The 21,473-nt window shown below is 70.9% G+C and carries 20 protein-coding genes and 3 pseudogenes; 9 read left to right on the top strand and 14 right to left on the bottom strand.

The annotated features are described in order from the left end of the window. The first annotated feature begins 45 nt into the window (after positions 1–45). From StrepF001_RS06675 to StrepF001_RS06690, 4 genes are all read left to right on the top strand, one after another. On the top strand, positions 46–735 hold the full coding sequence (locus StrepF001_RS06675; RefSeq protein WP_240797293.1) for a hypothetical protein: 690 nt from the start codon (positions 46–48) through the stop codon (positions 733–735). Positions 736–801: 66 nt separating this feature from the next. Next, a complete protein-coding gene (locus StrepF001_RS06680) occupies positions 802–1,770 on the top strand; it encodes a GNAT family N-acetyltransferase (protein WP_129797321.1) in 969 nt (322 codons plus the stop codon). 37 nt (positions 1,771–1,807) lie between these two features. Next, positions 1,808–2,221 (top strand): RidA family protein, encoded by a 414-nt coding sequence (locus tag StrepF001_RS06685; RefSeq protein WP_129797322.1) that lies wholly within the window; start codon positions 1,808–1,810, stop codon positions 2,219–2,221. Further along, complete coding sequence (locus tag StrepF001_RS06690; protein WP_129797323.1) at positions 2,218–2,679, top strand: GNAT family N-acetyltransferase; 462 nt, start codon at positions 2,218–2,220, stop codon at positions 2,677–2,679. Before StrepF001_RS06685 ends, StrepF001_RS06690 begins: the two co-directional genes overlap by 4 nt. A gap of 5 nt (positions 2,680–2,684) precedes the next feature. On the opposite strand, the pseudogene StrepF001_RS47310 reads toward StrepF001_RS06690, so the two are convergent. From StrepF001_RS47310 to StrepF001_RS06710, 4 genes and pseudogenes are all read right to left on the bottom strand, one after another. Further along, positions 2,685–2,804: pseudogene (locus StrepF001_RS47310) on the bottom strand (Asp/Glu/hydantoin racemase); the annotation flags it as partial. Next, on the bottom strand, positions 2,789–3,763 hold the full coding sequence (gene pip / locus StrepF001_RS06700; protein ID WP_129797324.1) for a prolyl aminopeptidase: 975 nt from the start codon (positions 3,761–3,763) through the stop codon (positions 2,789–2,791). The gene pip and the pseudogene StrepF001_RS47310, both read right to left, overlap by 16 nt. A 43-nt stretch (positions 3,764–3,806) precedes the next feature. Then, positions 3,807–4,501, bottom strand: a pseudogene (locus StrepF001_RS06705) (uracil-DNA glycosylase). Between the two features lie 32 nt (positions 4,502–4,533). Continuing rightward, entirely contained in the window at positions 4,534–6,489 is a 1,956-nt protein-coding gene (locus StrepF001_RS06710; protein ID WP_129797325.1) for a cellulase family glycosylhydrolase, read from the bottom strand. A gap of 124 nt (positions 6,490–6,613) precedes the next feature. Here StrepF001_RS06710 and StrepF001_RS06715 point away from each other — a divergent pair, with 124 nt between their 5' ends. Next, entirely contained in the window at positions 6,614–7,294 is a 681-nt protein-coding gene (locus tag StrepF001_RS06715) for an RNA-binding S4 domain-containing protein (protein WP_346656908.1), read from the top strand. A gap of 119 nt (positions 7,295–7,413) precedes the next feature. Here StrepF001_RS06715 and StrepF001_RS06720 read toward each other — a convergent pair whose 3' ends face one another. Further along, on the bottom strand, positions 7,414–7,872 hold the full coding sequence (locus tag StrepF001_RS06720; protein WP_129797326.1) for a DoxX family protein: 459 nt from the start codon (positions 7,870–7,872) through the stop codon (positions 7,414–7,416). Between the two features lie 127 nt (positions 7,873–7,999). Next, entirely contained in the window at positions 8,000–8,680 is a 681-nt protein-coding gene (locus StrepF001_RS06725) for a class I SAM-dependent methyltransferase (protein ID WP_129797327.1), read from the bottom strand. A gap of 194 nt (positions 8,681–8,874) precedes the next feature. On the opposite strand from StrepF001_RS06725, the gene StrepF001_RS06730 reads away from it, so the two are divergent. Further along, positions 8,875–9,141, top strand: a complete 267-nt coding sequence (locus StrepF001_RS06730) for a DUF6343 family protein (RefSeq protein ID WP_129797328.1) — start codon at positions 8,875–8,877, stop codon at positions 9,139–9,141. A 28-nt stretch (positions 9,142–9,169) separates the two neighbouring features. Here the strand turns inward: StrepF001_RS06730 and StrepF001_RS06735 are convergent, their stop codons facing one another. The 4 genes from StrepF001_RS06735 to rpsA all read right to left on the bottom strand — a co-directional run bounded on the left by StrepF001_RS06735 (position 9,170) and on the right by rpsA (position 13,041). Continuing rightward, complete coding sequence (locus StrepF001_RS06735; protein ID WP_129797329.1) at positions 9,170–9,550, bottom strand: tetratricopeptide repeat protein; 381 nt, start codon at positions 9,548–9,550, stop codon at positions 9,170–9,172. Positions 9,551–9,600: 50 nt separating this feature from the next. Further along, on the bottom strand, positions 9,601–10,221 hold the full coding sequence (gene coaE, locus StrepF001_RS06740; protein ID WP_129797330.1) for a dephospho-CoA kinase: 621 nt from the start codon (positions 10,219–10,221) through the stop codon (positions 9,601–9,603). A 97-nt stretch (positions 10,222–10,318) separates the two neighbouring features. After that, the gene (locus StrepF001_RS06745; protein WP_129797331.1) at positions 10,319–11,257 is read right to left on the bottom strand and encodes a PAC2 family protein; all 939 of its coding nucleotides are present in this window, start codon (positions 11,255–11,257) and stop codon (positions 10,319–10,321) included. 293 nt (positions 11,258–11,550) lie between these two features. Next, positions 11,551–13,041, bottom strand: coding sequence for a 30S ribosomal protein S1 (rpsA, locus tag StrepF001_RS06750; protein WP_129797332.1), 1,491 nt, complete (start codon positions 13,039–13,041; stop codon positions 11,551–11,553). Positions 13,042–13,335: 294 nt separating this feature from the next. Here rpsA and StrepF001_RS06760 point away from each other — a divergent pair, with 294 nt between their 5' ends. Together StrepF001_RS06760 and hrpB are read left to right on the top strand one after the other, a co-directional pair. Then, entirely contained in the window at positions 13,336–14,286 is a 951-nt protein-coding gene (locus StrepF001_RS06760) for a class I SAM-dependent methyltransferase (RefSeq protein WP_240797315.1), read from the top strand. Positions 14,287–14,335: 49 nt separating this feature from the next. Further along, a pseudogene (hrpB, locus tag StrepF001_RS06765) lies at positions 14,336–16,872 on the top strand (ATP-dependent helicase HrpB). Here the strand turns inward: hrpB and StrepF001_RS06770 are convergent. The 3 genes from StrepF001_RS06770 to StrepF001_RS06780 form a co-directional block, all read right to left on the bottom strand. Next, positions 16,862–17,854: a DUF3068 domain-containing protein gene (locus StrepF001_RS06770; protein ID WP_129797333.1), complete on the bottom strand. Its 993-nt coding sequence runs from the start codon at positions 17,852–17,854 to the stop codon at positions 16,862–16,864. The pseudogene hrpB and the gene StrepF001_RS06770 sit on opposite strands and share 11 nt — an antisense overlap. 21 nt (positions 17,855–17,875) lie before the next feature. Next, positions 17,876–18,010, bottom strand: coding sequence for an SPW_0924 family protein (locus tag StrepF001_RS06775; protein WP_129797531.1), 135 nt, complete (start codon positions 18,008–18,010; stop codon positions 17,876–17,878). Between the two features lie 149 nt (positions 18,011–18,159). Beyond that, positions 18,160–19,887, bottom strand: a complete 1,728-nt coding sequence (locus StrepF001_RS06780; protein WP_129797334.1) for a lytic transglycosylase domain-containing protein — start codon at positions 19,885–19,887, stop codon at positions 18,160–18,162. Positions 19,888–20,164: 277 nt separating this feature from the next. Here StrepF001_RS06780 and StrepF001_RS06785 point away from each other — a divergent pair, with 277 nt between their 5' ends. Next, positions 20,165–21,025, top strand: a complete 861-nt coding sequence (locus StrepF001_RS06785) for a DUF4184 family protein (protein WP_129797335.1) — start codon at positions 20,165–20,167, stop codon at positions 21,023–21,025. Here the strand turns inward: StrepF001_RS06785 and StrepF001_RS06790 are convergent. Beyond that, entirely contained in the window at positions 20,970–21,341 is a 372-nt protein-coding gene (locus StrepF001_RS06790; protein WP_129797336.1) for a hypothetical protein, read from the bottom strand. The two genes, StrepF001_RS06785 and StrepF001_RS06790, sit on opposite strands and share 56 nt — an antisense overlap. Between the last annotated feature and the right edge of the window lie 132 nt (positions 21,342–21,473).

Here is a 21,473-nt window from a genome sequence, read left to right on the forward strand (position 1 = left end):
TCAATGAACTCGTCACTCAGAGTAACGATGACGGGGGAAGCAGTGATGACGACGCACGAGAAGGATCACAACGGTCAAGAGGCCCACGCCGGCCAAGACCCGCAGCCGCCCCGCACCCACCTGTCCGTCGCGGGGCTACGGGCTCGCGGCTGGACTCCCGGCATGGTGCGGCAACTGCTCGGCGAACCCGATCAACTGCGCACCAATCCGCACTTCCGCTCCGCCCCGCAGACCCGCCTCTACCGCACCGAGCGCGTCGAAACCGCGGAGCGGAGTGAGGAGTTCCGGGCCGCTTCGGCCGCTGCCGCGCGACGGTCCGCCGCGGCGCGGGCTGCTGCTCTGCGCAGGCGGCGGGAGGTGTTGGCGCGGATCGCGGCGGAACCCATCGATGTGCCGCGGCTCGCCCCGCACACGCTGGCAACGCTGGCGGTCGAGCACCGCAATCGCCGGGACGAGGAGCGGGCGTTGTGGCGATGGGGGCACGTGGCGGATCCGGCCACGGTGGAGAGCGCCGAGCCCGGCGCTCTCGATCGCTGGAAGGTCAACTACCTGCGCCATCGGCTGACTCGCTACGACGAGATCCTCGACGAGTTGTTCGGGCGCATCGGACGCGCGGCTGCGGAGGACCTGCTGCGACGCAGGGTCTACGCGGCCATCTCCAAGGCGTACCCGGACCTTGCACAGGAGTGCGAACGTCAGCTGCGTGAACGGGAGTGCGGTCCATCGCCCGGATGACATTCCCAGGTGAAGCTCCGAGGACGCAAGGTCGGGCCGTCGGACACGTCCCTACGCTCCGGGCCCATGAAGGATGATCAAGTCGCCCGCCTGCACGAACGCCTCGCGGCCCGCGCCGAGTTGTGTCCTGTCACCTTCGGCGAAGGCCGTCGGTTCGAGCTCTGGGACCTCGCCTCACTCGCCGAAGGTGCCCTCGGCGTGTGTGTCGACCCGGAGTCGCTCACCGTCTCGAGCGAGAAGCGGTGGCGGCTCCGGCTGGGCTCGGAGGGGCGTGAGCACAGGCACGACGACGACTTCCGCAGGAGATACTGGATCTGCTCGCCGGGCGGCGGACGCGGCGGGCCCATGGGGACCATCGCCGTCGACACCTGGCCCGTGGGCGTGGGCGCGGTGCGCATCTCGTCGCTGTACGTCCATCCCGTCGCCCGCCGGCAAGGACTCGCCTCGGCCGCGCTGGACATGGTGTACGACGCCTGCCGCGCCGAAGGGCTGCACGGGTTCCGTCTGGACACGTACTGGACCTGGCAGCCGACCGTCCGCTATTACCTCGGCCGAGGGCTGTGGGTCACCTCGTGGAAGCATGCGCTGGGGCTCGCCCGGCTGTCATATCTGCCTCGGTACGAGGTCCGGGAGAACGAGGAGGGTGAGGTGACGTTCCTGGTGGCCGACACCGAGGGGCAGTTGGTCCCGCTCCTCGTCGCCGGAAGCGACGGCGGGCGGCTGCGCCTGCGGGAGACGGAACGGTACCGGCGTATGAGGGAAGAGCGTGATGCCGTACGGGTGTATGCGCGCTCGACTCTGGCATTGCATCTGGCCGTGCGCGGGCGGCCGCTGGTGCGCGGGGAGGAGGAATGGGCCAAGGCCCACTGGTCGTGTGACATCGGGGAGCCGGAGGGGCTGGCGTACAAGATCGGCGTCTTCGAGCGGGTGGCGCGGGAAGGGGATGGCGGGTGGAGAGTCCGTACGGCGGTCTTTCGGCCGTGTGACGCGGACGCGCGGAAATTCGGGTGCGGGCCCGGCCGAGAGTTCGGATGATCGGCAGGTTGACCGTCCCCCCGCACGTGGAGCCGCCGTGATCCAGCGCGTCACCGTCCCCAGCCTCTTCCCTCCGCCCACCTACTCCCACGCCTCCGTCGTCGAGGCCGGCACGAAGCTCGCGTTTCTCGCGGGAGCCGTGCCGCTCGACGCCGACGGGAAGCTGGTATCGGAAGGGGATCCCGTGCGGCAGGCCGAACAGGTGATCGCGAACCTGAAGGAGCAACTGTTCGCCGTCGGCAGCGACTTGGCGCACGTCGTGTCGACCGACGTGTACGTCGTGAGCAGTGAGCCCGCGGTGCTGTCCGCCGTATGGGACGTGGTCGAGGCGTCGGGGCTCAGTACGGGTCCGCACTCGTCCACGCTCATCGGTGTGGCCTGCCTCGGGTACACCGGGCAGCTGGTCGAGATCACGGCGACGGCCGTCGTCCCGGAAGGGGCCGGCTCATGAGTTCCGTCGTTCTCCGCCGGGCCGCCGCCCCCGATGCCGCCGCCGTGGCGGACGTCTGGCTGCGGTCCTACAGCGCCGCGCTGCCCACCGTGCGGCGGGCCCACTCCGACGACGAGGTCCGCGCCCACATCCGGGATGTCGTGGTGCCACGGGGCACGACCTGGGTGGCGGAGACAACCGGTGAGAGCCCAGCTGCGGTGGTCGGCATGATGACCCTCGACGGTGAGGAGGTGAACGCCCTGTATCTCGCCCCCGGTTGGCGAGGGCGGGGCATCGGGGACCGTTTCGTCGCGCTGGCCAAGGAGCTCAGCCCCACCGGCCTCGCCCTGTGGGCCTTCCAGGTCAACCACCCCGCACAGCGCTTCTACGAACGTCACGGCTTCGTCGAGGTGAACCGCACCGACGGCAGCGGCAACGAGGAGCGGGAGCCTGATGTGAGGTACGCCTGGCGGCCATGAGCCGGTCACTCCGACAGTGCCCCACACCCCCTCCTCTTCGGCAGCGGCTTCGCACAACTCCCCGCCTTGCTGGTCGTCAGCCCTGGCCCAACCCGCGACTCCGCGAGCTTCACCGCCGCCCCGACCCTGCCGCGTACTTGTCCGTCGCCGCCACCAACACCTCCGTCATCCCCGGCGCACCCGCGTTGTGCCCGACCTCGTCGACCACCACCAGCTCGCTGCCCGGCCACGCGTGGTGCAGCCGCCAGACGATGCCGAGCAGGTTGCCGAAGTCGAGGCCGCCCTGGACGAGGGTGCCGGGGATGCCCTTCAGCAGGTAGGCGTCGCGCAGGACGACATCGTCGTCGACGCCCTCGCCCAGCAGGTGGCCCTTGCCCCAGTAGTGCGTCACCGTGCGGGCGAAGCCCATGCGGAACGCCGGGTCCTCGTAGCGTTCCACGGATCGCGGCGGCGCTGGGATGATCGCCGTCTCCCAGTCGGTCCAGGCACGCGCCGCCCGCTCCCGCACCGCCGGATCGGGGGACTCCAGCAGCCGGTTGTACGCGGCGGCGAGGTTTCCTTCGCGTTCGGCCACGGGCAGCTCGCCCATGAAGCGTTCGAAGGCCTCCGGGAAGATCCGGCCAAGCCCCCTGGTCATCAGGGCCACTTCGGCGTTCGAGCCGGTCGCGACACCGGTCAGCACCAGCTCGGACACCGCACCGGGGTGCGTCTGCGCGTACCGCAGCCCGAGCACCGACCCCCATGACACGCCCCACACCAGCCACCGCTCGATCCCGAGGTGGCGCCGCAGCAGCTCCAGGTCGGCGATGATGTGCGGCGTCGTATTGACGCTCATGTCGGTGTCGTACGCGCTCGCCGGCGGTGTCGAACGCCCGCAGCCGCGCTGGTCGAGCAGCACGATGCGGTAGGCGTCCGGGTCGAAGTAGCGCCGGAAGCTCGGGGAGCAGCCGGAGCCGGGCCCGCCGTGCAGCATCACCGCGGGCTTGCCGTGCGGGTTGCCGCAGGTCTCCCAGTAGATGCGGTTGCCGTCACCGACGTCGAGCATGCCGTGGTCGTACGGTTCGATCTCCGGATAGAGGCCCATCGGGGCACCGTAACGTCGCTACGGCGGCCCTGTCCCGTCAGTTTCACGCCGCCAGGCCCGCCGTACGCGCCGCTGTGCGCAGCACGTCCCGCAGCATCTGAGGGGTGAGGCGGCCGGTGAAGGTGTTGCGCTGGCTGACGTGGAAGCAGCCGAAGAGGTCCAGTCCGTCGAGGGTCACCCGCGCGCCGTGCGCGAAGGCCGGCCGGGGCCGCGGCACCGTCCAGCCCGCCTCCGCGAACGCCGGCAGCGCGGCCTGCCAGCCGAAGGCGCCGAGCACGACCACCGCCCGCAGGGTGGGGCGCAGCAGGTGCAGTTCCTGTACGAGCCAGGGGCGGCAGGTGTCCCGTTCCTCGGGGTGGGTTTGTTGGCGGGCGGGGCGCAGTGGACGGGGGCGGTGACGCGTACGCCGTAGAGCTCCAGGCCGTCGTCGGCGGTGCGGGAGGTGGGCTGTGAGGCCAGGCCCACGTCGAACAACGCCTCGTACAGCACGTCCCCGGACCGGTCGCCGGTGAACATCCGGCCGGTGCGGTTGCCGCCGTGCGCGGCCGGGGCCAGGCCGACGATCAGCAGCCGGGCGTCCGCCGGGCCGAAGCCCGGGACGGGCCGCCCCCAGTACGTCCAGTCGGCGAAGGCGGCGCGCTTGGTACGGGCCACCTCCTCACGCCAGGCAACCAGCCGCGGGCATGCCCGGCAGCCCGCGATCCGCTGGTCGAGGGCGCAGAGGCTGCCGGTGTCCATGGGTCCACCGTAGATCCGGGTGCGCCGGGCGGTCAGCCCAGCTTGCGGCAGTACAACGCATCCGGCGTCCGTGCCGACCCCACCCGGCCCGTGTACGCGATCCCGGCCGCGTACTCGTCGTCCGCGCACTGCCCCTTGTAGTGACCCTGCGCGAAGTCCCCGCCCTTGGGGGCCGATCCCCTGTTGTCGCCCCGGTCGAACCAGACCGTACGGCCGCTCGTGCCGAGCCTGCCGGACGGTGCGGCCGCGCACAGGGCGGCGGAAACGGCGGCTCCGCGGATGCTGTACCCGGTCAGGAACCGACCGTCGGCGCACTGCAGCTTGGTGTAGCCGGACGCCCAGTCCTGGCCGGGCCTGACGTGCCGCTCGTCGACGACTGCTTCGTGTCCGCCGGCCGGGTCCCACAGGGCACCGGCGGACACGTCCGTGCACAGGCCGCGGTTGCCCGTGTGGCTGAGGCCGAGTAGGCGCTGCCCGTCGGGGCAGACGGCCTTGCGGGCGCCGGAGTCCCAGTCGGGGAGCGCGCGCATCCGCCGCGACTGGACGAAGTCGCCGTGGTCGGGGCTGAGCATCGACCACTCCGTCGCGGGGGCGACGCGACCGGTGCGGCCCTGGGCGCCGATCAGCCGGGTCCAGGCGGCGGCCCGCCAGTCGTCGCCGTCATACAGGCCCATACGGTTGCCTGCGGAGTCCCAGTGCAGCAGGGCCCAGCCGTTGCCCTTGCGGTCCTCGTGCCAGCCGACGAGCGGCCAGTACGCGAAGTCGGCGTCGGTACGGATCAGGTGGTCGACGAAGTTCTCGAACCAGGCTCGCTGTTTCACACCGGTCTCGTCCCGGCCGCCGATGCCGAACTCGCTGATCCAGACGGGGGCGGTGAAGTGCTGGTCCTGTTCGGCGGTCACGAACGAGGCCTGGCGGTTCAGTACCTCGATCAGTTCGGCGGGGCTCAGGTCGCGGTAGCGGGGGTCGCTGGTCTCCCCCGTTCCGGTCGCTCCGCTGTGGTTCGGGCCGGTGTAGTCGTAGAAGTGGGCGGAGTACACGAGCTTGCCGGAGTCGACGAGGGTGTGCGAGAGGCGGCGTACGGGCTCCAGGGTGGGGCGTTCGTGCGCGAAGCCGTCGACGGGGATGCCCGTCCAGTTGATGCCCTCGACGATGATCAGGAGGCCAGGATTCGCCTCCGTCAGGATGCGGTCGCCGACGCGCTGCGAGGCGGCGAACCAGTCGTGGTTGTCGCCGATCCCCCAGTTGGGGTCGTCCCAGACATTGCGACGCACCTCGTTGTAGAGGTCGGCGCCGACCACGCGCTGGTTGTCCTTGTAGCGGCGGGCCATGAACAGCCAGTCGTTCTCCCATGTCCCGGTGGACTGGCTCGCGTTCCAGCGCTCGTTGCCGTCGACTCCGCAGCACCAGCGGGTGGTGTTGGTGTGGTTGTTGAGGATCACCGCGAGTCCGGCAGCAGTGAGCTCACGGACCACGACGTCGTACACCTCGAGCGGGGTTCTGCCGCGCAGGGAGGGGTTGGCGGCGACGGAATCGTCGGTGACAGGACGGCTGTCGTGGATCATCTCGTTGGAGAAGGGCAGCCGGATGCTGTTGATCCCGAGCTCCTGGAAACCGGCGATGATCTCGGCCATGGGGGCGCGGTCCAGGCCGAGCGGTATCCGGCCGGAGTTCTCACCGGCGTGGTGGTTGACGTCCTCGTCCGCGCTTCCCGAACCGTTCCAGGTGCCGCTCGCTCCGTGCCAGTTGCCTGAGCGCAGCTTGAAACGGTCACCGTCGGCGTCGACGATCCAGCGGCCCCGGGTGCTGAGCGGGGGCGTCCAGTCCCCGGCGGCGGCATTGGCCGCGGGTTGAGCGGCGGACTCCGGTTCCTCGGCTGCGCGGGGGGCCTGTGTGGTCGCGGTCTCCTGCGCGACCGCGGGGAAAGGCGCCATCAGGAGTACGGCGGCCAGTGTGGCTCTGACGAGGGATCCGCGCACGGTCACCATCCGAGGACTACGTTGTCATGGCGACGTCATCATGGTGGGTGCTGGGCCATTGGTCCAGACGTATGCCTTGACCGGCGGCAAAAGGCATTCGGACGCGACCGACCCGGAGGGCTAAGGTCGAGACATGGGCTCGGAGCGCACCGGCAGGGACAGAAGCGGCAGCAACGGCCGGAAGGGCACGCATGCCCAGGCCGGTGGAGATCCGCAGACCGGCACGGACACGACGGTCGGCCTGGCCCCGCAAGCTGAAGAACCTGAGGAACTGGGTCCGAAGGCCGAAGAACCAGAAGAACCAAAGGCCATGGATCCGAAGATCGCCGCCGCCGTGGCAGCCGCCGAGGCGGCCGGACCGGCGAACGGCGAGACCGTCCGCATCGACAGCTGGATCTGGTCCGTACGGCTGGTCAAGACCCGTTCCCAGGGCGCCACGGCCTGCCGGGGCGGCCATGTGCGCGTGAACGGCGAGCGGGTCAAGCCCGCGCATTCCGTCCGCGTCGGCGACGAGGTGCGTCTGCGGCAGGAGAACCGGGAGCGGATCGTCGTCGTCAAGCGGCTGATCCGCAAGCGGGTCGGCGCCCCGGTGGCCGTCCAGTGCTACATCGACAACAGCCCGCCGCCCCCGCCCCGCGAGGCCGTCGCCCCCGTCGGCATCCGCGACCGAGGCACCGGCCGACCGACCAAGCGGGACCGCCGCGAACTGGAACGCCTACGCGCCCTGGGCGGCCTCGGTGGTCCGGGCGGCTTCAGCGGTCCAGAGGCCCCTGGCGGCCGGGGGCGGACGGAAGGCCGTGCCGGGGGACGATGACCGGTCGCCCACTGGACGACCGGCCACCACCGCCGAGGACCTCCCCGGGTGGGGCTCACCGAGTGTCGCCCACGTCGATCCGTGCGCGCCCTCGGCACGACCGCCCGTGGCCGGAACACTCACCCCCGTCGAAGCACCACCCGCAGCAACTCCCCGTTCTGCCGCCGCCGCGCCCAGGCGATCAGGGTGAGCGGCACGAGCAGGATCAGGGGTGTCGCCGCATGCTCGCCGTCGAAGACGGTGAGCTGGACGATGAACGCGCCCACCATCAGCCCGCTCAGCCCGATCGCCGCGACGGACTGCAGCAGCGGCAGCAACAGGCCGGCTGCACCGGCCAGTTCAAGCGCACCGATGCTGTACATCCCGACGCTGCCCCAGCCCATGTCGTCGAAGATCTCGGTGGCCGAAGAGTGGCCGATCAGCTTGGGGAGGGCGCTCGCGGTCGCGAAGAAGAGCGCGAGCACGACCTGGAGAGAACGCAGGGCGATACGGGCACGACGCCCCCGCGCCGTCTCGGACTCGGCGACGACGGTGCCGGACGAGGCGACGGAGGCTGCGGAAGCGGTGGACTCGGACATGAGGGTCTCCTGGGCAGGTGAAGCGGTCCGTGATGCTGTCACCTGGACAGACCCGCCCGCGCTTCGGAACTCATCGCATCCGAGGGAAATCCCTGCGTGCCCTCCCCGCAGCCGCCCGCCCCGGCCATCAGCCCGCCGCGACCGCCCTCACCCATATCCGGTCCTCCGTCAGGTACTCGTCCACTCTTAGCCCCGCCTCCGCCAGCGCCTCCTCGAACTCCTCCTTCGTCAGCGGCCGGGCCCGGAACGTCTGGGTCCAGGTCGCGTCGGGGAACTCGTACTCCGCGCGGACCGAGTTCGTGCCGTCCCCGAGCGGTTCCGACGACACGATCCGCAGGGTGAAGCCGGAGGCATCGACCCGCTCGCGCGGTACGTTCGTGTGGTAGTCCTCGCCCTCCCGCTGGATCAGCACGCAGCCGCCGTCCGCCAGGTGGCGGACGCAGGTCCGCAGCAGGCCGTGCCGCACCTCCACGTCCCCCGTGTGCACCAGGAACGACGCGAGCAGGACCGCGTCGAACCTCTCGCCCAGGTCGAGTTCCTCGATCGGGCTGCATATCGTGCGGGCACCGCGGACGCGTACGAGCATGTCGGGGGACTCGTCCACCGCGGTGATCGCGTAGCCGCGCTCCAGCAGCGGGTGCGTCATGCGGCCCACCCCGCAGCCGAGTTCCAGGATGTGCGCGCCCGCGGGTACGGCCGCGGCGATGATGTCCGGCTCGGTGCCGACGGGCAGCCGTGAGTAGAGCTCGACTGCGCAGCCGTCCGGGGTGATGGCTCCGGGACCTGTCCCGTGGTGTCCTTCTCGCATTTTCAGCTCCATGCCAGTCCAACGGACCGCATCCGCACGCCCGTTCCCGCCCACCTCGGGTTCACCCGTTCGAGTGGCGAAGGCGGAGCAAAGGCGCTGGTCTCACCACGGAAACGACCCTGCGAGGCCCCCCGTCTCCCCCCTTGGAGAACGTCCGCACCGAAGAGTACGTTTCAAGAAGGAGTGGTGATCCGATGCGTACGGGCAGTGAGCCGGTGACAGCGCGCAGTGCACTGCGTATGCGCTTCTGGCTGAGCGTGTGGGGGCTGCTCTGGGCGACCTTCGGGACGGTCGCGTTCGCTCTGGCAGGGCGGCCGGGGTGGGCGATCGCCTGCGGTGTGCTCTGGCTGGTGGTCACCATCGATCTTGCCGTGGTCCTCAGGCACATCCGCCAGGGCCCGCACTACCAGCCGGGCCCGGACGTCCCACCGTACCGGCCGCCGGACGACCGGGCCCCGTAGCGCCTGCTCAGGGGGCGCCGACGCGCTCTCACCCCTCGAACCGGGCCGCCTTCAGATACTGCGGTTTCGGGTCCAGCGCCGCCGCCAGGCGGAAGTGGCGCTTGGCCTGCTCGGGCCGCCCTTGGCGTTCGTACGTCCGGGCGAGCGCGAAGTGGGCGAACGCGTTGTCCGGCTCGCGCTCCAGGACGATGGTGAACTCCAGCTCCGCTGGCCGCAGCTGCGCGGCCGCGAAGAAGGCACGCGCACGCAAGAGCCGGGCCGCGGTGTTCTCCGGGTGCGCGGCGATGACTCCGTCGAGCAGCTTCACCGCACCCCGCGGATCCCGTGCGGCGAGCAGGTGCTCGGCGGCTCGGAAGTCGATGACATGCGTCTCCGGAGTACGTCCGGTCGATCCGCTGGTGTCGGGCACGGCAGAGTCCTTCCCTTACTGACCGGTTTCAACGCCCGGTCACGGGGCCGCTATTCCTGGTGCGGCTCCTGGGACGTCTGCGCCCTCCGGACGAGATCGGCCCATACGTCCTTCACACGCTGCTGAAGCTCCCCCAGCGGTACGTCGTTGTCGATGACGATGTCCGCGATCTTCAGGCGCTGCTCGCGCGTCGCCTGGGCCGCCATACGCGCGCGTGCGTCTTCCTCCGTCATGCCTCGCAGCTGTACGAGACGGTCGAGCTGGGTCTCGGGGCTCGCGTCGACGACGACCACCAGGTCGTACAGCGACGCCAGCCCGTTCTCGGTGAGCAGCGGGACGTCATGGACGACGACGGCGTCCTCGGCGGCCGCCGCCTCCAGCTCGCGGGAGCGGGCCCCCACCAAGGGGTGCACGATCGAGTTCAGGACGGCGAGCTTGTCCGGGTCGGCGAAGACGATGGAGCCCAGCTTGGGCCGGTCCAGGCTGCCGTCTTCGGCGAGCATGTCCTCGCCGAAGGCCTCGACGACCGCGGCGAGACCGGGCGTGCCCGGCGCGACCACCTCGCGCGCGATGCGGTCCGCGTCGATCAGCACGGCCCCGCACTCGACGAGCAGCCGTGACACCTCACTCTTGCCGGCGCCGATCCCACCGGTCAGGCCCACCTTCAGCATGACCGGAAGTTTAGGGTCTGCCAGTGACAACGCACCCAGCCGGTGCTGCGACCACCGGGCGGGCGCCCTGGGACCGGCCTGGCCCCCGGGGCGAGCCCTAGTTGTCCCCTTCCCGCTCCGCCAGGAACCTCTCGAACTCCCGCCCGATCTCGTCCGCCGACGGGATCTCGGCGGGCTCGGCGAGCATGTTGCCGCGGGTTTCGGCGCCCGCGACGGCGTCGTACTGGTGCTCGAGGCCCTGGACCAGGGCGGTGAGGTCCTCGTCGCCCTCCTGGATCTGCCGGTCGATCTCGGTCTGCGTACGGTAGGCCTCCGTGCGCAGGGAGTGCGCGATGCCGGGAAGGACCAGTCCGGTGGCCGCCGTGATGGCCTCCAGGGCGGTGAGCGCCGCGTCCGGGTACGGGGAGCGGGCGATGTAGTGCGGGACATGTGCGGCGACGCCCAGGACGTCGTGCCCGGCCTCCATGAGGCGGTACTCGACGAGTGCATCGGCGCTGCCGGGCACCTGGGCCTCGTCGAAGGGGCTGCGGTGGCCCGGTACGAGCTCGGTGCGGTTGCCGTGCGGGGTGATGCCCACGGGGCGGGTGTGCGGGACGCCCATGGGGATGCCGTGGAAGGTCACGGCGAGGCGGACGCCGAGGCGCTCCACGATCTGCTCCACGGCCGCGGCGAACCGCTCCCATTCCACGTCCGGTTCCGGGCCGGACAGCAACAGGAAGGGGGCTCCGGTGGCGTCCTGGACCAGTCGCACGGCGAGTGTGGGCTCGTCGTAGGCCGTCCAGCGGTCGCGCCGGAAGGTCAGCAGCGGGCGACGGGCACGGTAGTCCACGAGCCGGTCGTGGTCGAAGCGGGCGACGACCTGGTGGGGCAGCGAGTCGAGGAGCCGGTCGACGATCTGGTCGCCGGTCTCGCCCGCGTCGATGTATCCGTCGAAGTGGTAGAGCATGACAAGACCGGCCGACTCCTGGGCGAGCGCCATGTCGACGACGGCCAGCCCCTTCGGCTCCCACGTGTACAAACCCTGCGGATCAAGCACTGTGACCGCTCCTCCTCGTGTTCGTACTGCACAACGCGCGGGCGGGCATGGCCATTCCCGGCCTACGCACTTGATCACCTGAGCCTTACAGCCCGTCAGTTACTGGTGTATCCCGCACGTTTCCGCAACGGCGAGGGCAACGCCGCCCAGGGGCGCGGGGAACTGCGCGACAAGCCACCGACGGCCCGCAGTCGAACGACAACGGACACCCCCAACACGACAAACACGACAAAGGGGCCATACCTCGAAAGGTACGGCCCCATTGTCAACGGCTAAGCCTCAGCGGCAGCGTTTCAGCTCTGGCCGCCGGCCAGCTTCTCGCGCAGCGCAGCCAGCGCCTCGTCCGAGGCGAGGGCACCGGACTGGTCGCCACCCTCGGAGGAGTACGAACCGCCGGTCGCGGCCGGAGCCGCAGCCTCGCCGCCCTCGGCGGCAGCCGCCGCGTCGGCCTCGCGGGACTTGATGACCTGCTGCTGGTGCTGCTCGAAGCGCTGCTGCGCCTCGGCGTACTGACGCTCCCACTCCTCGCGCTGCTTCTCGTAGCCCTCGAGCCAGTCGTTGGTCTCGGGGTCGAAGCCCTCGGGGTAGATGTAGTTGCCCTGGTCGTCGTACGACGCGGCCATGCCGTACAGGGTCGGGTCGAACTCGACCGAGGCCGGGTCGGCACCGAAGGACTCGTTGGCCTGCTTCAGCGAGAGGCTGATGCGACGGCGCTCGAGGTCGATGTCGATGACCTTGACGAAGATCTCGTCGTTGACCTGGACGACCTGCTCCGGGATCTCCACGTGGCGCTCGGCCAGCTCGGAGATGTGGACCAGACCCTCGATGCCCTCGTCCACGCGGACGAACGCACCGAACGGAACCAGCTTCGTGACCTTGCCGGGCACGACCTGGCCGATCTGGTGGGTGCGGGCGAACTGCTGCCACGGGTCTTCCTGGGTCGCCTTCAGCGACAGGGAGACACGCTCGCGGTCCATGTCGACATCGAGGACCTCGACGGTGACCTCCTGGCCGACCTCGACGACCTCGGAGGGGTGGTCGATGTGCTTCCAGGACAGCTCGGAGACGTGAACCAGACCGTCCACGCCACCCAGGTCCACGAAGGCGCCGAAGTTGACGATCGAGGAGACGACGCCGGAACGGACCTGACCCTTCTGGAGGGTCGTGAGGAACGTCTGGCGAACCTCGGACTGGGTCTGCTCCAGCCAGGCGCGGCGGGACAGAACCACGTTGTTGCGGTTCTTGTCCAGCTCGATGATCTTGGCCTCGAGCTCCTTGCCCACGTAGGGCTGAAGGTCGCGGACGCGGCGCATCTCGACCAGGGAGGCCGGGAGGAAGCCACGGAGGCCGATGTCGAGGATGAGACCACCCTTGACGACCTCGATGACGGTACCGGTGACGATCCCGTCCTCTTCCTTGATCTTCTCGATGGTGCCCCAGGCACGCTCGTACTGGGCGCGCTTCTTCGAGAGGATCAGGCGGCCTTCCTTGTCCTCCTTCTGGAGAACAAGGGCTTCGATCTCGTCACCGACGGCGACGACCTCGTTGGGGTCGACGTCGTGCTTGATCGAGAGCTCGCGGCTCGGGATAACGCCTTCGGTCTTGTAACCGATGTCGAGCAGGACCTCGTCCCGGTCGACCTTCACGATGACGCCGTCGACGATGTCGCCGTCGTTGAAGTACTTGATCGTCTCGTCGATCGCTGCGAGGAAGGCTTCCTCGTTACCGATGTCGTTGACCGCTACCTGCGGGGTGGTGGCGGTGGTCTCGGTGCTGCTCGTCATGTGGGAAAGGGCTCCGGTACGGACATTGAAGTCGTAGGTACTGCTTACGCCGGGAGCCCGTTTCGCTCTGTAGAAGCCGGACAGCCAAGGAAGCGCCCCACCAGTGACTGATGGTGGCGCCTCGACAACCGAGGGGACATACAACAGATGCGAGCGCAGCCTGCTACGTCTGAGGTGCGCAGGCCCGCAGCGCAACTTGTAGCATACGGGGGCAGCCGGGCATGGTCAATGCGCGAAGCCGCACACCCGGGGCGGATCGCCGCATTCCCGGCACAAAACCTGTCTCTTCAGGCCATGTGGGCCTGGTGCGCCCCTCGTGTGACACCGCCGGGGCGGGTTGGACGGAAGAGTACGACGAGGGAGCCGATCATCCAAGAGCCCGAAGCGAGCGAGACCGAAGCCACCCGACGCCACGCGGACGTCACGGAGAGCGCCCGGGCCAACCGGGGCTGGTGGGACCGCAATGCGGACGAGTACCAGGTCGAGCACGGCACCTTCCTCGGCGACGACCGCTTCGTGTGGGGGCCGGAGGGTCTCGACGAGGTGGAGGCGGAGCTGCTCGGCCCGCCGGAGCAGCTGAAGGACAGGGACGTCCTGGAGATCGGCGCCGGCGCGGCCCAGTGCGCGCGCTGGCTGGCCGCGCAGGGTGCCCGTCCGGTCGCCCTGGACCTCTCCCACCGCCAGCTCCAGCACGCGCTGCGGATCGGCGGATCGTTCCCTCTCGTGTGTGCGGACGCGTCCGCGCTCCCCTTCGCGGACGGCTCGTTCGACCTGGCGTGCTCGGCGTACGGTGCGCTTCCGTTCGTCGCCGATCCGCGGCTGGTGTTGCGGGAGGTCCGGCGGGTGCTGCGGCCCGGCGGGCGTTTCGTGTTCTCCGTGACGCACCCGATCCGCTGGGCGTTCCCGGACGAACCGGGCCCCGAGGGCTTGAGCGTGTCGGGGTCGTACTTCGACCGCACGCCCTACGTCGAACAGGACGACGAGGGCCGCGCGGTCTACGTCGAGCACCACAGGACGCTCGGCGACCGTGTGCGGGACATCGTGGCGGCGGGTTTCCGGCTGGTGGATCTGGTGGAGCCGGAGTGGCCGGCCTGGAACACCTCCGAGTGGGGCGGCTGGTCGCCGCTGCGGGGGAACCTGATCCCGGGGACGGCGATCTTCGTCTGCGAGCGAAGCGAGACGGGGGTCCCCCCGGCCGAAGTCACCCGGCCGTCGGCCGGGGGCGCCCCCAGGGGGAGGGACTGACGCACGCGCGCGTGCAGGGCGTTTCCGGGTACGTACGACACTGGAGTGCGTGATCCGCTACGACGCCCTGGACGCGCTGCCCGTCCGCACTGCTCTGCCCGCCCTGCGCGAGGCCCTGGACGGACACGGCACGGCCGTCCTCGTCGCCCCGCCCGGCACCGGCAAGACGACGCTGGTGCCGCCGACGCTGGCGGGGCTGCTCGGCGAGGGACCGGCACGGCGGGTGATCGTCGCCGAACCTCGGCGGATCGCGGCCCGGGCTGCGGCGCGGCGGATGGCGTGGCTGCTGGGCGAGAAGGTCGGCGAGAGCGTCGGCTACACCGTGCGCGGCGAGCGGGCGGTCGGGCGGCACACGCGCGTGGAGGTCGTCACGACCGGTGTGCTGCTCCAGCGGCTCCAGCGGGACCAGGAGCTGAGCGGCGTCGACGTGGTCGTGCTCGACGAGGTTCACGAGCGGCATCTGGACGCGGACACGGTGGCGGCGTTCCTGTGGGACGTACGGGAGGCGCTGCGGCCGGAGCTGCGGCTGGTGGCCGCGTCGGCGACGACCGACGCCGAGGGGTGGGCGCGGCTGCTGGGCGGGGCGCCGGTCGTCGAGGCGGAGGGCGCTGCGCATCCGGTCGAGGTGATGTGGGCGCCGCCCGGACGTCCGGTGCGGCCGCCGCACGGCATGCGGGTCGATCCGGCGTTGCTGGCGCACGTGGCGTCGGTGGTGCGGCGGGCGCTGGCCGAGCGGTCGGGGGACGTGCTGTGCTTCCTGCCCGGCGTCGGGGAGATCGCCCGCGTCGCCGGGCAGCTGGGCGATCTGGGGGATGTCGACGTGCTCCAGGTGCACGGTCGGGCGCCGACGGCGGTGCAGGACGCGGTGTTGTCGCCCGGGGCGCGGCGCCGGGTGGTGCTCGCGACGGCGGTGGCGGAGTCGTCGCTGACGGTTCCCGGCGTGCGCGTGGTCGTCGACTCGGGGCTGGCGCGGGAGCCACGGGTGGACCATGCGCGCGGGCTGAGCGCGCTGACGACGGTGCGGGCCTCGCAGGCGGCGGGACGGCAGCGGGCGGGGCGCGCGGGGCGTGAGGCGCCGGGTGCGGTGTACCGCTGCTGGGCGGAGGCCGAGGACGCGCGGCTGCCGCGTTTTCCGTCGCCGGAGATCCTGCTGGCCGACCTGACGGCGTTCGCGCTGCAGACGGCGTGCTGGGGGATCCGGACGCCTCCGGGCTGGCATTGCTGGATCCGCCGCCGGGTGGGGCGATGGCGGCGGCGCGGGCCGCTCTCGCGGGAGTGGGCGCGGTGGACTCCGCCGGCAGAGCCACGCAGCGGGGTGTGCGTCTGGCTCGGCTGGGGCTGCATCCCCGGTTGGGGCGGGCGCTGCTGGACGCGGGTCCCTTCGGTGCGGTCGCCGAGGTTGTGGCCCTGCTCAGCGAGGAGGCGCCGCGGGAGTACGGGGATGATCTCGCCGGTGCGTTGCGGGCTGCCCGGCGTGGGGGCGACGCCTACGCAGGGCGGTGGCGGGCGGAAGTCCGGCGGCTGCGGGCCGTCGTCGGGGAGTCTTCACCCTCGCCCACCCGTGACTCTCTCCCGGTGGAGGTGAACGTCGAGGCCGACCGCGCGAACGTCGGTGAGGACCGTCTGGTCGGACTCGTTGCCGCGCTTGCCTTCCCTGAGCGTGTCGCCAAGGCCGACGGCGGTTCGTATCTCATGGTCTCCGGGACGCGGGCCGAGGTGGCTGAGGGGAGCGGCCTGCGTGGTGCGCCCTGGATTGCTGTCGCTGCGGCTGATCGCCCCGTCGGGAAACGGCACGCGCGCGTGCAGGCCGGGGCCGTCGTGGATGAGGACATCGCGCGGCAGGCGGCCGGCGCACTGCTCGACGAGCGGGACGAGGTCCACTGGGCCGGCGGGGACGTCGTAGCGCGGCGTGTCGAGCGGCTGGGGGCCGTCGAACTGGCCTCGCGGCCGCTTGCCGACGCCGATCCCGTGCTCGTACGCGACGCGCTCCTCGAAGGCCTACGGCGAGAAGGGTTCGGCCTGTTGCGCTGGTCCGCCGACGCGGGCGTACTGCGGCAGCGGCTCGCCTTTCTGCATCTGCACCTCGGCGAGCCCTGGCCCGATGTCTGCGACGACGCGCTCCACGCGCGCGTGGACGAGTGGTTGGAGCCCGAGCTGAGCCGGGCCCGGCGGCGGGCCGACCTCTCGCGGATCGACGCCGGGGAGGCGCTCGCCCGGCTGTTGCCGTGGGCCTCCGGGGAGGCTGGGCGGCTCGACGAGCTTGCCCCGGAGCGGATCACCGTACCCAGTGGGTCCAGAATCCGGATCGACTACGGCAACCCCGAACAGCCCGTCCTCGCCGTGAAGTTGCAGGAGATGTTCGGGCTGCACGAGTCGCCCTCGGTCGCCGGGGTGCCGCTCCTGGTCCATCTGCTCTCCCCCGCCGGGCGCCCCGCCGCCGTCACCGCCGACCTCGCCTCCTTCTGGAAGGACGGCTACAACGGCGTACGGGCGGAGCTGCGCGGCCGCTATCCGAAGCATCCGTGGCCCGAGGACCCCGCCACCGCCGAGCCGACCCGGCACACCAACGCCCGGCTCAGGCGGTGACCGGTTCGGGTTCGGTGTTCTTCGTCGGCTCCGGGTCGCCGGGGCGGCGGCTGCGTGCCTCCAGGTAGAGGGAGAGCGACAGGAGCAGCACGCCGAGGGTCAGGAAACCCCACGGCAGATACGACGTCATCAGCAGGACCAGCGTGCGGTTGGACTTGACCAGGTTCACGGTGTGGTCGATGTAGTCCTCGCGCATCTTCACGTGGCCGGCGAACGCGGTGACCTTGTCGCGGTCGCCGAGCAGGGTGCCGCCGCGCAGTTCCTCCTTGTGGATCTCCTCGCCGTAGACGGGGGCGCCGGTCAGCGGCTCGACCCAGAACTTGCGGACCGTGGTGTACCAGCGGGTCGTGCCCGTCTCGGCGACGGACTCGGGGGTGATTCCCTCGACGGGCATGGCCTTGGGGAAGGCGACCTTCGTCCAGGGGATGGTCTGCTCGAAGTAGTAGACCTCGACGCCGCGGAAGTTCTGGGTGCCCTTGTAGTGGATCGGGGCCGTGATGCGGGCCTGTGCGTCGAAGTACTCGTAGTCCCTCTTCTCGGTGAGGAAGGGCCATTTGAACTCGATGCCCTCGCGTTTCACGCGATCACCGTCGACCATCTCGCCCGTGGCGTGGACGGGTTCCTGAGTGTGGGCGTCGAAGATGTACCGCTCGGGGATCTGGGAGACCATCTTGCCGTCGGGGCCCTGGACGTAGGACAGGCCGTCCCAGACCACGACATCCCGGTCCGCCGTCTTCTCGATCCGTTCGGAGGCCTCCACGTTGCCCTTGAGGGTCTGGACGATGGTCACTTTGTCGACCTTGCGGGCCGTCATCGTGCCGTAGTCGAGAAGGGTGGCGTCCTCGGCCTCCAGGACCATGTCCTGGTACTGGCTCGGCGGGATCTTGGCCAGGCGCGGGAAGGCGTACCAGCGCAGCAGCGGGGACAGCGCCGCGAAGAACACGGCGAGGGCGAGCAGGATCAGACCGGCCTTGCGGCGCATCTCGGCCTCCCTCCCGGGCGGTTACGGGTGCGACGGCACCGTCGTCAGCAGCGGCTTGGGTGATGTCTTGCCCGTCGGGGAGCCGAGCGCCGTGATCGTGAGGACCAGGGCGAACGCGAGGGCGAGACCGGCCGCGGCGGCGATCAGGGCGCGCATACGGGCCTCCCGGGGCGTCGGTACGGACGGGACCTGATACTTCGTCAGGTCCGGCACCGTAGCAACGCACGCGCGAGATGAGAACACGTTGCACACACGACGAGGGCGCCCCGCCGCCGAAGCCGAGGGGCGCCCTGGTTGCCGTGTGCCTACGCCGAGGGCGAGGGTGAGGCGTCGGCGGATGTGCTTGCCGTCGGGCTCGGGGAGGGCGCCGCCGTCACGGTCAGCTCGACCGTCAGCACCGCGCCGCCCGTGGTGGTGATGCGCAGCAGATACGTGCCTGCGGTGTCGTCCGCATACAGCTTGGGCAGCGTCAGCAGGCCGTCCGCGTCCGTCTCGAGACCTGTCAGGGTCCGTACGGCGGTGCCGTCGGCGTCCTTGAAGTAGGGGCCCTTGTCGTTCGTGGTCGGGTCGTCCGCCGACTTGATCAGTGTCGCGGTGGCCGCGACACCGTCCGCGGCGGCGCCCTTGTACGTCGCCTTCACCTGGACCTGGTTCGCGAACTCGCCGCCCGTCACGCAGGTCAGCGCCTCGTCGCCGGTGCGGGCCAGGCTGTCGGCGGCGCGGGCGGTGACGGTGGCGGTGTAGCCGACGCCGGGAATCGAGCGGCCCACGACGGAGGCCCGGACGGTGAAGTCGCCGGTCTTCTCGCCCGCCTTCAGCGCCGGAGCGAGGGCCACGCCGGACGTGCCGGTGACCATCGTGGCCACCTTCTCGCCGCCGGTGAAGGTGGTGTCGGTGTCGCCGACGATCGAGAACCGGATCCGCACCTTGGCGACGCCCTTGCCGGCCTCGGTCTCGGCGCGGGCGCTGATCCGCTCGCCGAAGGTGTCGCCCGCCATGGCGGTCAGCTGCGCCGTGCCCGCGTCCTCGAGGTGGTCCACCGTGTCGGTGGGGGTCGGCGGGGTGCTGGGTGGGGTGCTCGGCGGGGTCGAAGGGGGAGGCGTCGGGCTGGTGGAACCGCCGCCGGAGGGCGGCTCCGGCGTCGGCGACTGGGTCCCCGGCTTCTTGGTCGGCGGCTTCGGCGAGGGGCTCGACCCGGCGGGCTCGTCGCTGCGGTCGGAGGGGAGCTGGCCGGTGCCGTCCGGGACCTCATGGGTGCCCTTGCGGTAGTACTCCAGCCACGACAGGACGGTGTTGAGGTAGTCCGTCGAGTTGTTGTAGCTGAGGATCGCGCTGTTGAGGTCGGAGTCGGTCGACAGGTCCCAGCCGAAGCGGCACAGGTAGTGGCCGGCCGCGAGGGCGGCGTCGTAGATGTTGTTGGGGTCCTTCAGGCCGTCGTCGTTGCCGTCGCGGCCGGCCCACGCCCAGGTCGACGGGATGAACTGCATGGGGCCCACGGCCCGGTCGTACGCCGAGTCGCCGTCGTAGCGGCCGTTGTCGGTGTCGCTGATGTTCGCGAAGCCGTTGCCGTTCAGCTGGGGGCCGAGGATGGCGGTGATCGTGGTGCCGTTCGCGTCGACGTTGCCGCCGCGCGCCTGGCCCGACTCGACCTTGCCGATGGCGGCGAGGAGCTCCCAGGGCAGGTTGCAGCCGGGCTTCGACGCGCGCAGCTCGTCCGCGGCCTTCTTGTAGGCGTCCAGGACGGTCGCCGGTATGCCGGCGGCCGCGTCGCCCGTGATCGGATCCGCCGTGGCGCTGGGTGAGGGGGTGGGGCTGTCCAGCGGCGGCAGGTCCGTGTAGTACGGCGAGTTGCCGGTCGCGCTGTCCCCGGCAGGCGCGTCGGGTGAGGGCTGGGTGCCGGTGGCGGACTGTCTGCCGGAGTCGTCGGTCACCAGTCCCGGGCCCTGGGACGCGGCCAGCGCCGCGACCGCCACCGCGGCCACGGTGGTGTTCATCGCCCCCTTGCGCAGCCTCCTGCCGAATTGCGCCGCCATGAAGTGAACCCCTCCCATGGGCGTCCGGGCGCCCGCCGCTGTCTGCCCTGTCGCGATGTCCTGTTCGCGACGTTCCGTATCAGGTGCCCTGTGGCATTGTTCTGTTGGCGGTACGACGTGCTCCCCGGCACGTCAACCCAGGCGACCCTACGACAACTTCCTGCGCACGGGCACCCGTTCGTGCCCGATTTTCACCGCTTGGCCATACACCGTTGGGCCGTCGGCCGCGCCTCGGGCCCCGCATACTGGACGTCGACGTCCGCCATGGGGAGCACTGTTGCCGTTCACTCTGAGTCACGCCGCAGCCGTGCTGCCCGCGGTACGCACCGATGGCACCGGCCGTGGCCCGCTGGTGCCGTCCGTCCTTGTGGCAGGCTCCTTTGCGCCCGACATGACCTATTACGCGGCGAGTGTTCTGCCCGGTGCGATGGAATTCGGCGAGGTGACGCACTCCTTCCCGGGCGTGTTGACGGTCGATGTTCTGGTCGCCTGGGTGCTGGTGGGGCTGTGGCTGCTGGTCCGCGAACCGCTGGTGGCTCTGCTGCCGCGGGGGTGGCGGCCACGGGTGGCCACGCTCCTGCGCTGCGGGGCGCCACGCGCGCGCGTGCGGCCGGTTTCGGTGGCGTGGTGGTACGTGTCCGCGGCGCTCGGAGCGCTCACGCATGTCGTGTGGGACGCGTTCACCCATCTCGACCGGTGGGGGATGCGGCTGTTTCCCGTCCTGGGGCAGGAGGTGGCGGGGTCACCGCTGTACTGGTACCTGCAGTACGGGGGTTCGGCTGTGGCCGCGGCCGTCATCGCCGTGTTCGTGGCCGGCGCGCTGCGGCGCGTGTCCGCGGCCGAGCCGGTGGGCGTGCCCTCGCTGTCGGTACGGGACCGCTGGTGGGCCGGTGCCGTGATCGGCGGCTGCGCGCTGGTCGCGGCGGTGCACCGGGCGGCGCGGTGGTGGCAGTACTGGGGATCCGTCGCCAAGCCGTGGGAGCTGATTCCGACGCTGTGCTTCGGAGCCGGGGCGGGACTCGTCCTGGGGGTGCTGCTGTACGCCGTGGGGGTGCGGCTCCGGCGACCGGCTCGGGTCGCCTCTAGTGATTCCAGAGGGGTCGGCAGGGAGCGGGACCGGAGCCGTCAGGGGGCTTGATGGCTGGGACGGTGGGGAGGGTCGCGGTGAACACGGTGAGTGTGTGCGTCGGGCGCGGCGGCCGGGGCAGCCGGGCGAGGAGCAGGGCCAGGTAGCCGCGGGCCAGGTCGGCCCACAGGCGCCAGACGGCGGTGTCCCGGGCGCGTACGACGGCGGGTTTCCGGAATTCCCGGTGAGCGAGGCGGCGGCGTAGCTCCGCGGTGGCGTGTCTCAGGGCCGTCACCGGGTCGGTGGGGATGCGGGCGGTGCTTGCGCCGACCGCGTGGGGCGGGGCCGGCGGGATCGCCGTCCGGCGGTTGAGCATGCGTATACCCATGGCCGCATCTTGACGGGCGGGGGCGGCCGGGGGCTTTTCCGCGTGGGCCACGCGGGTGACGGGTCCCTCCGGGGTGGGCCGGGTGCCTCGCGTTTGCCTGGTTGCGGTGGGCCTTGGGGCTGCGGGTGGTCC

It is taken from the genome of Streptomyces sp. F001 (assembly GCF_004187715.1).
Classification (GTDB): domain Bacteria; phylum Actinomycetota; class Actinomycetes; order Streptomycetales; family Streptomycetaceae; genus Streptomyces; species Streptomyces flavusporus.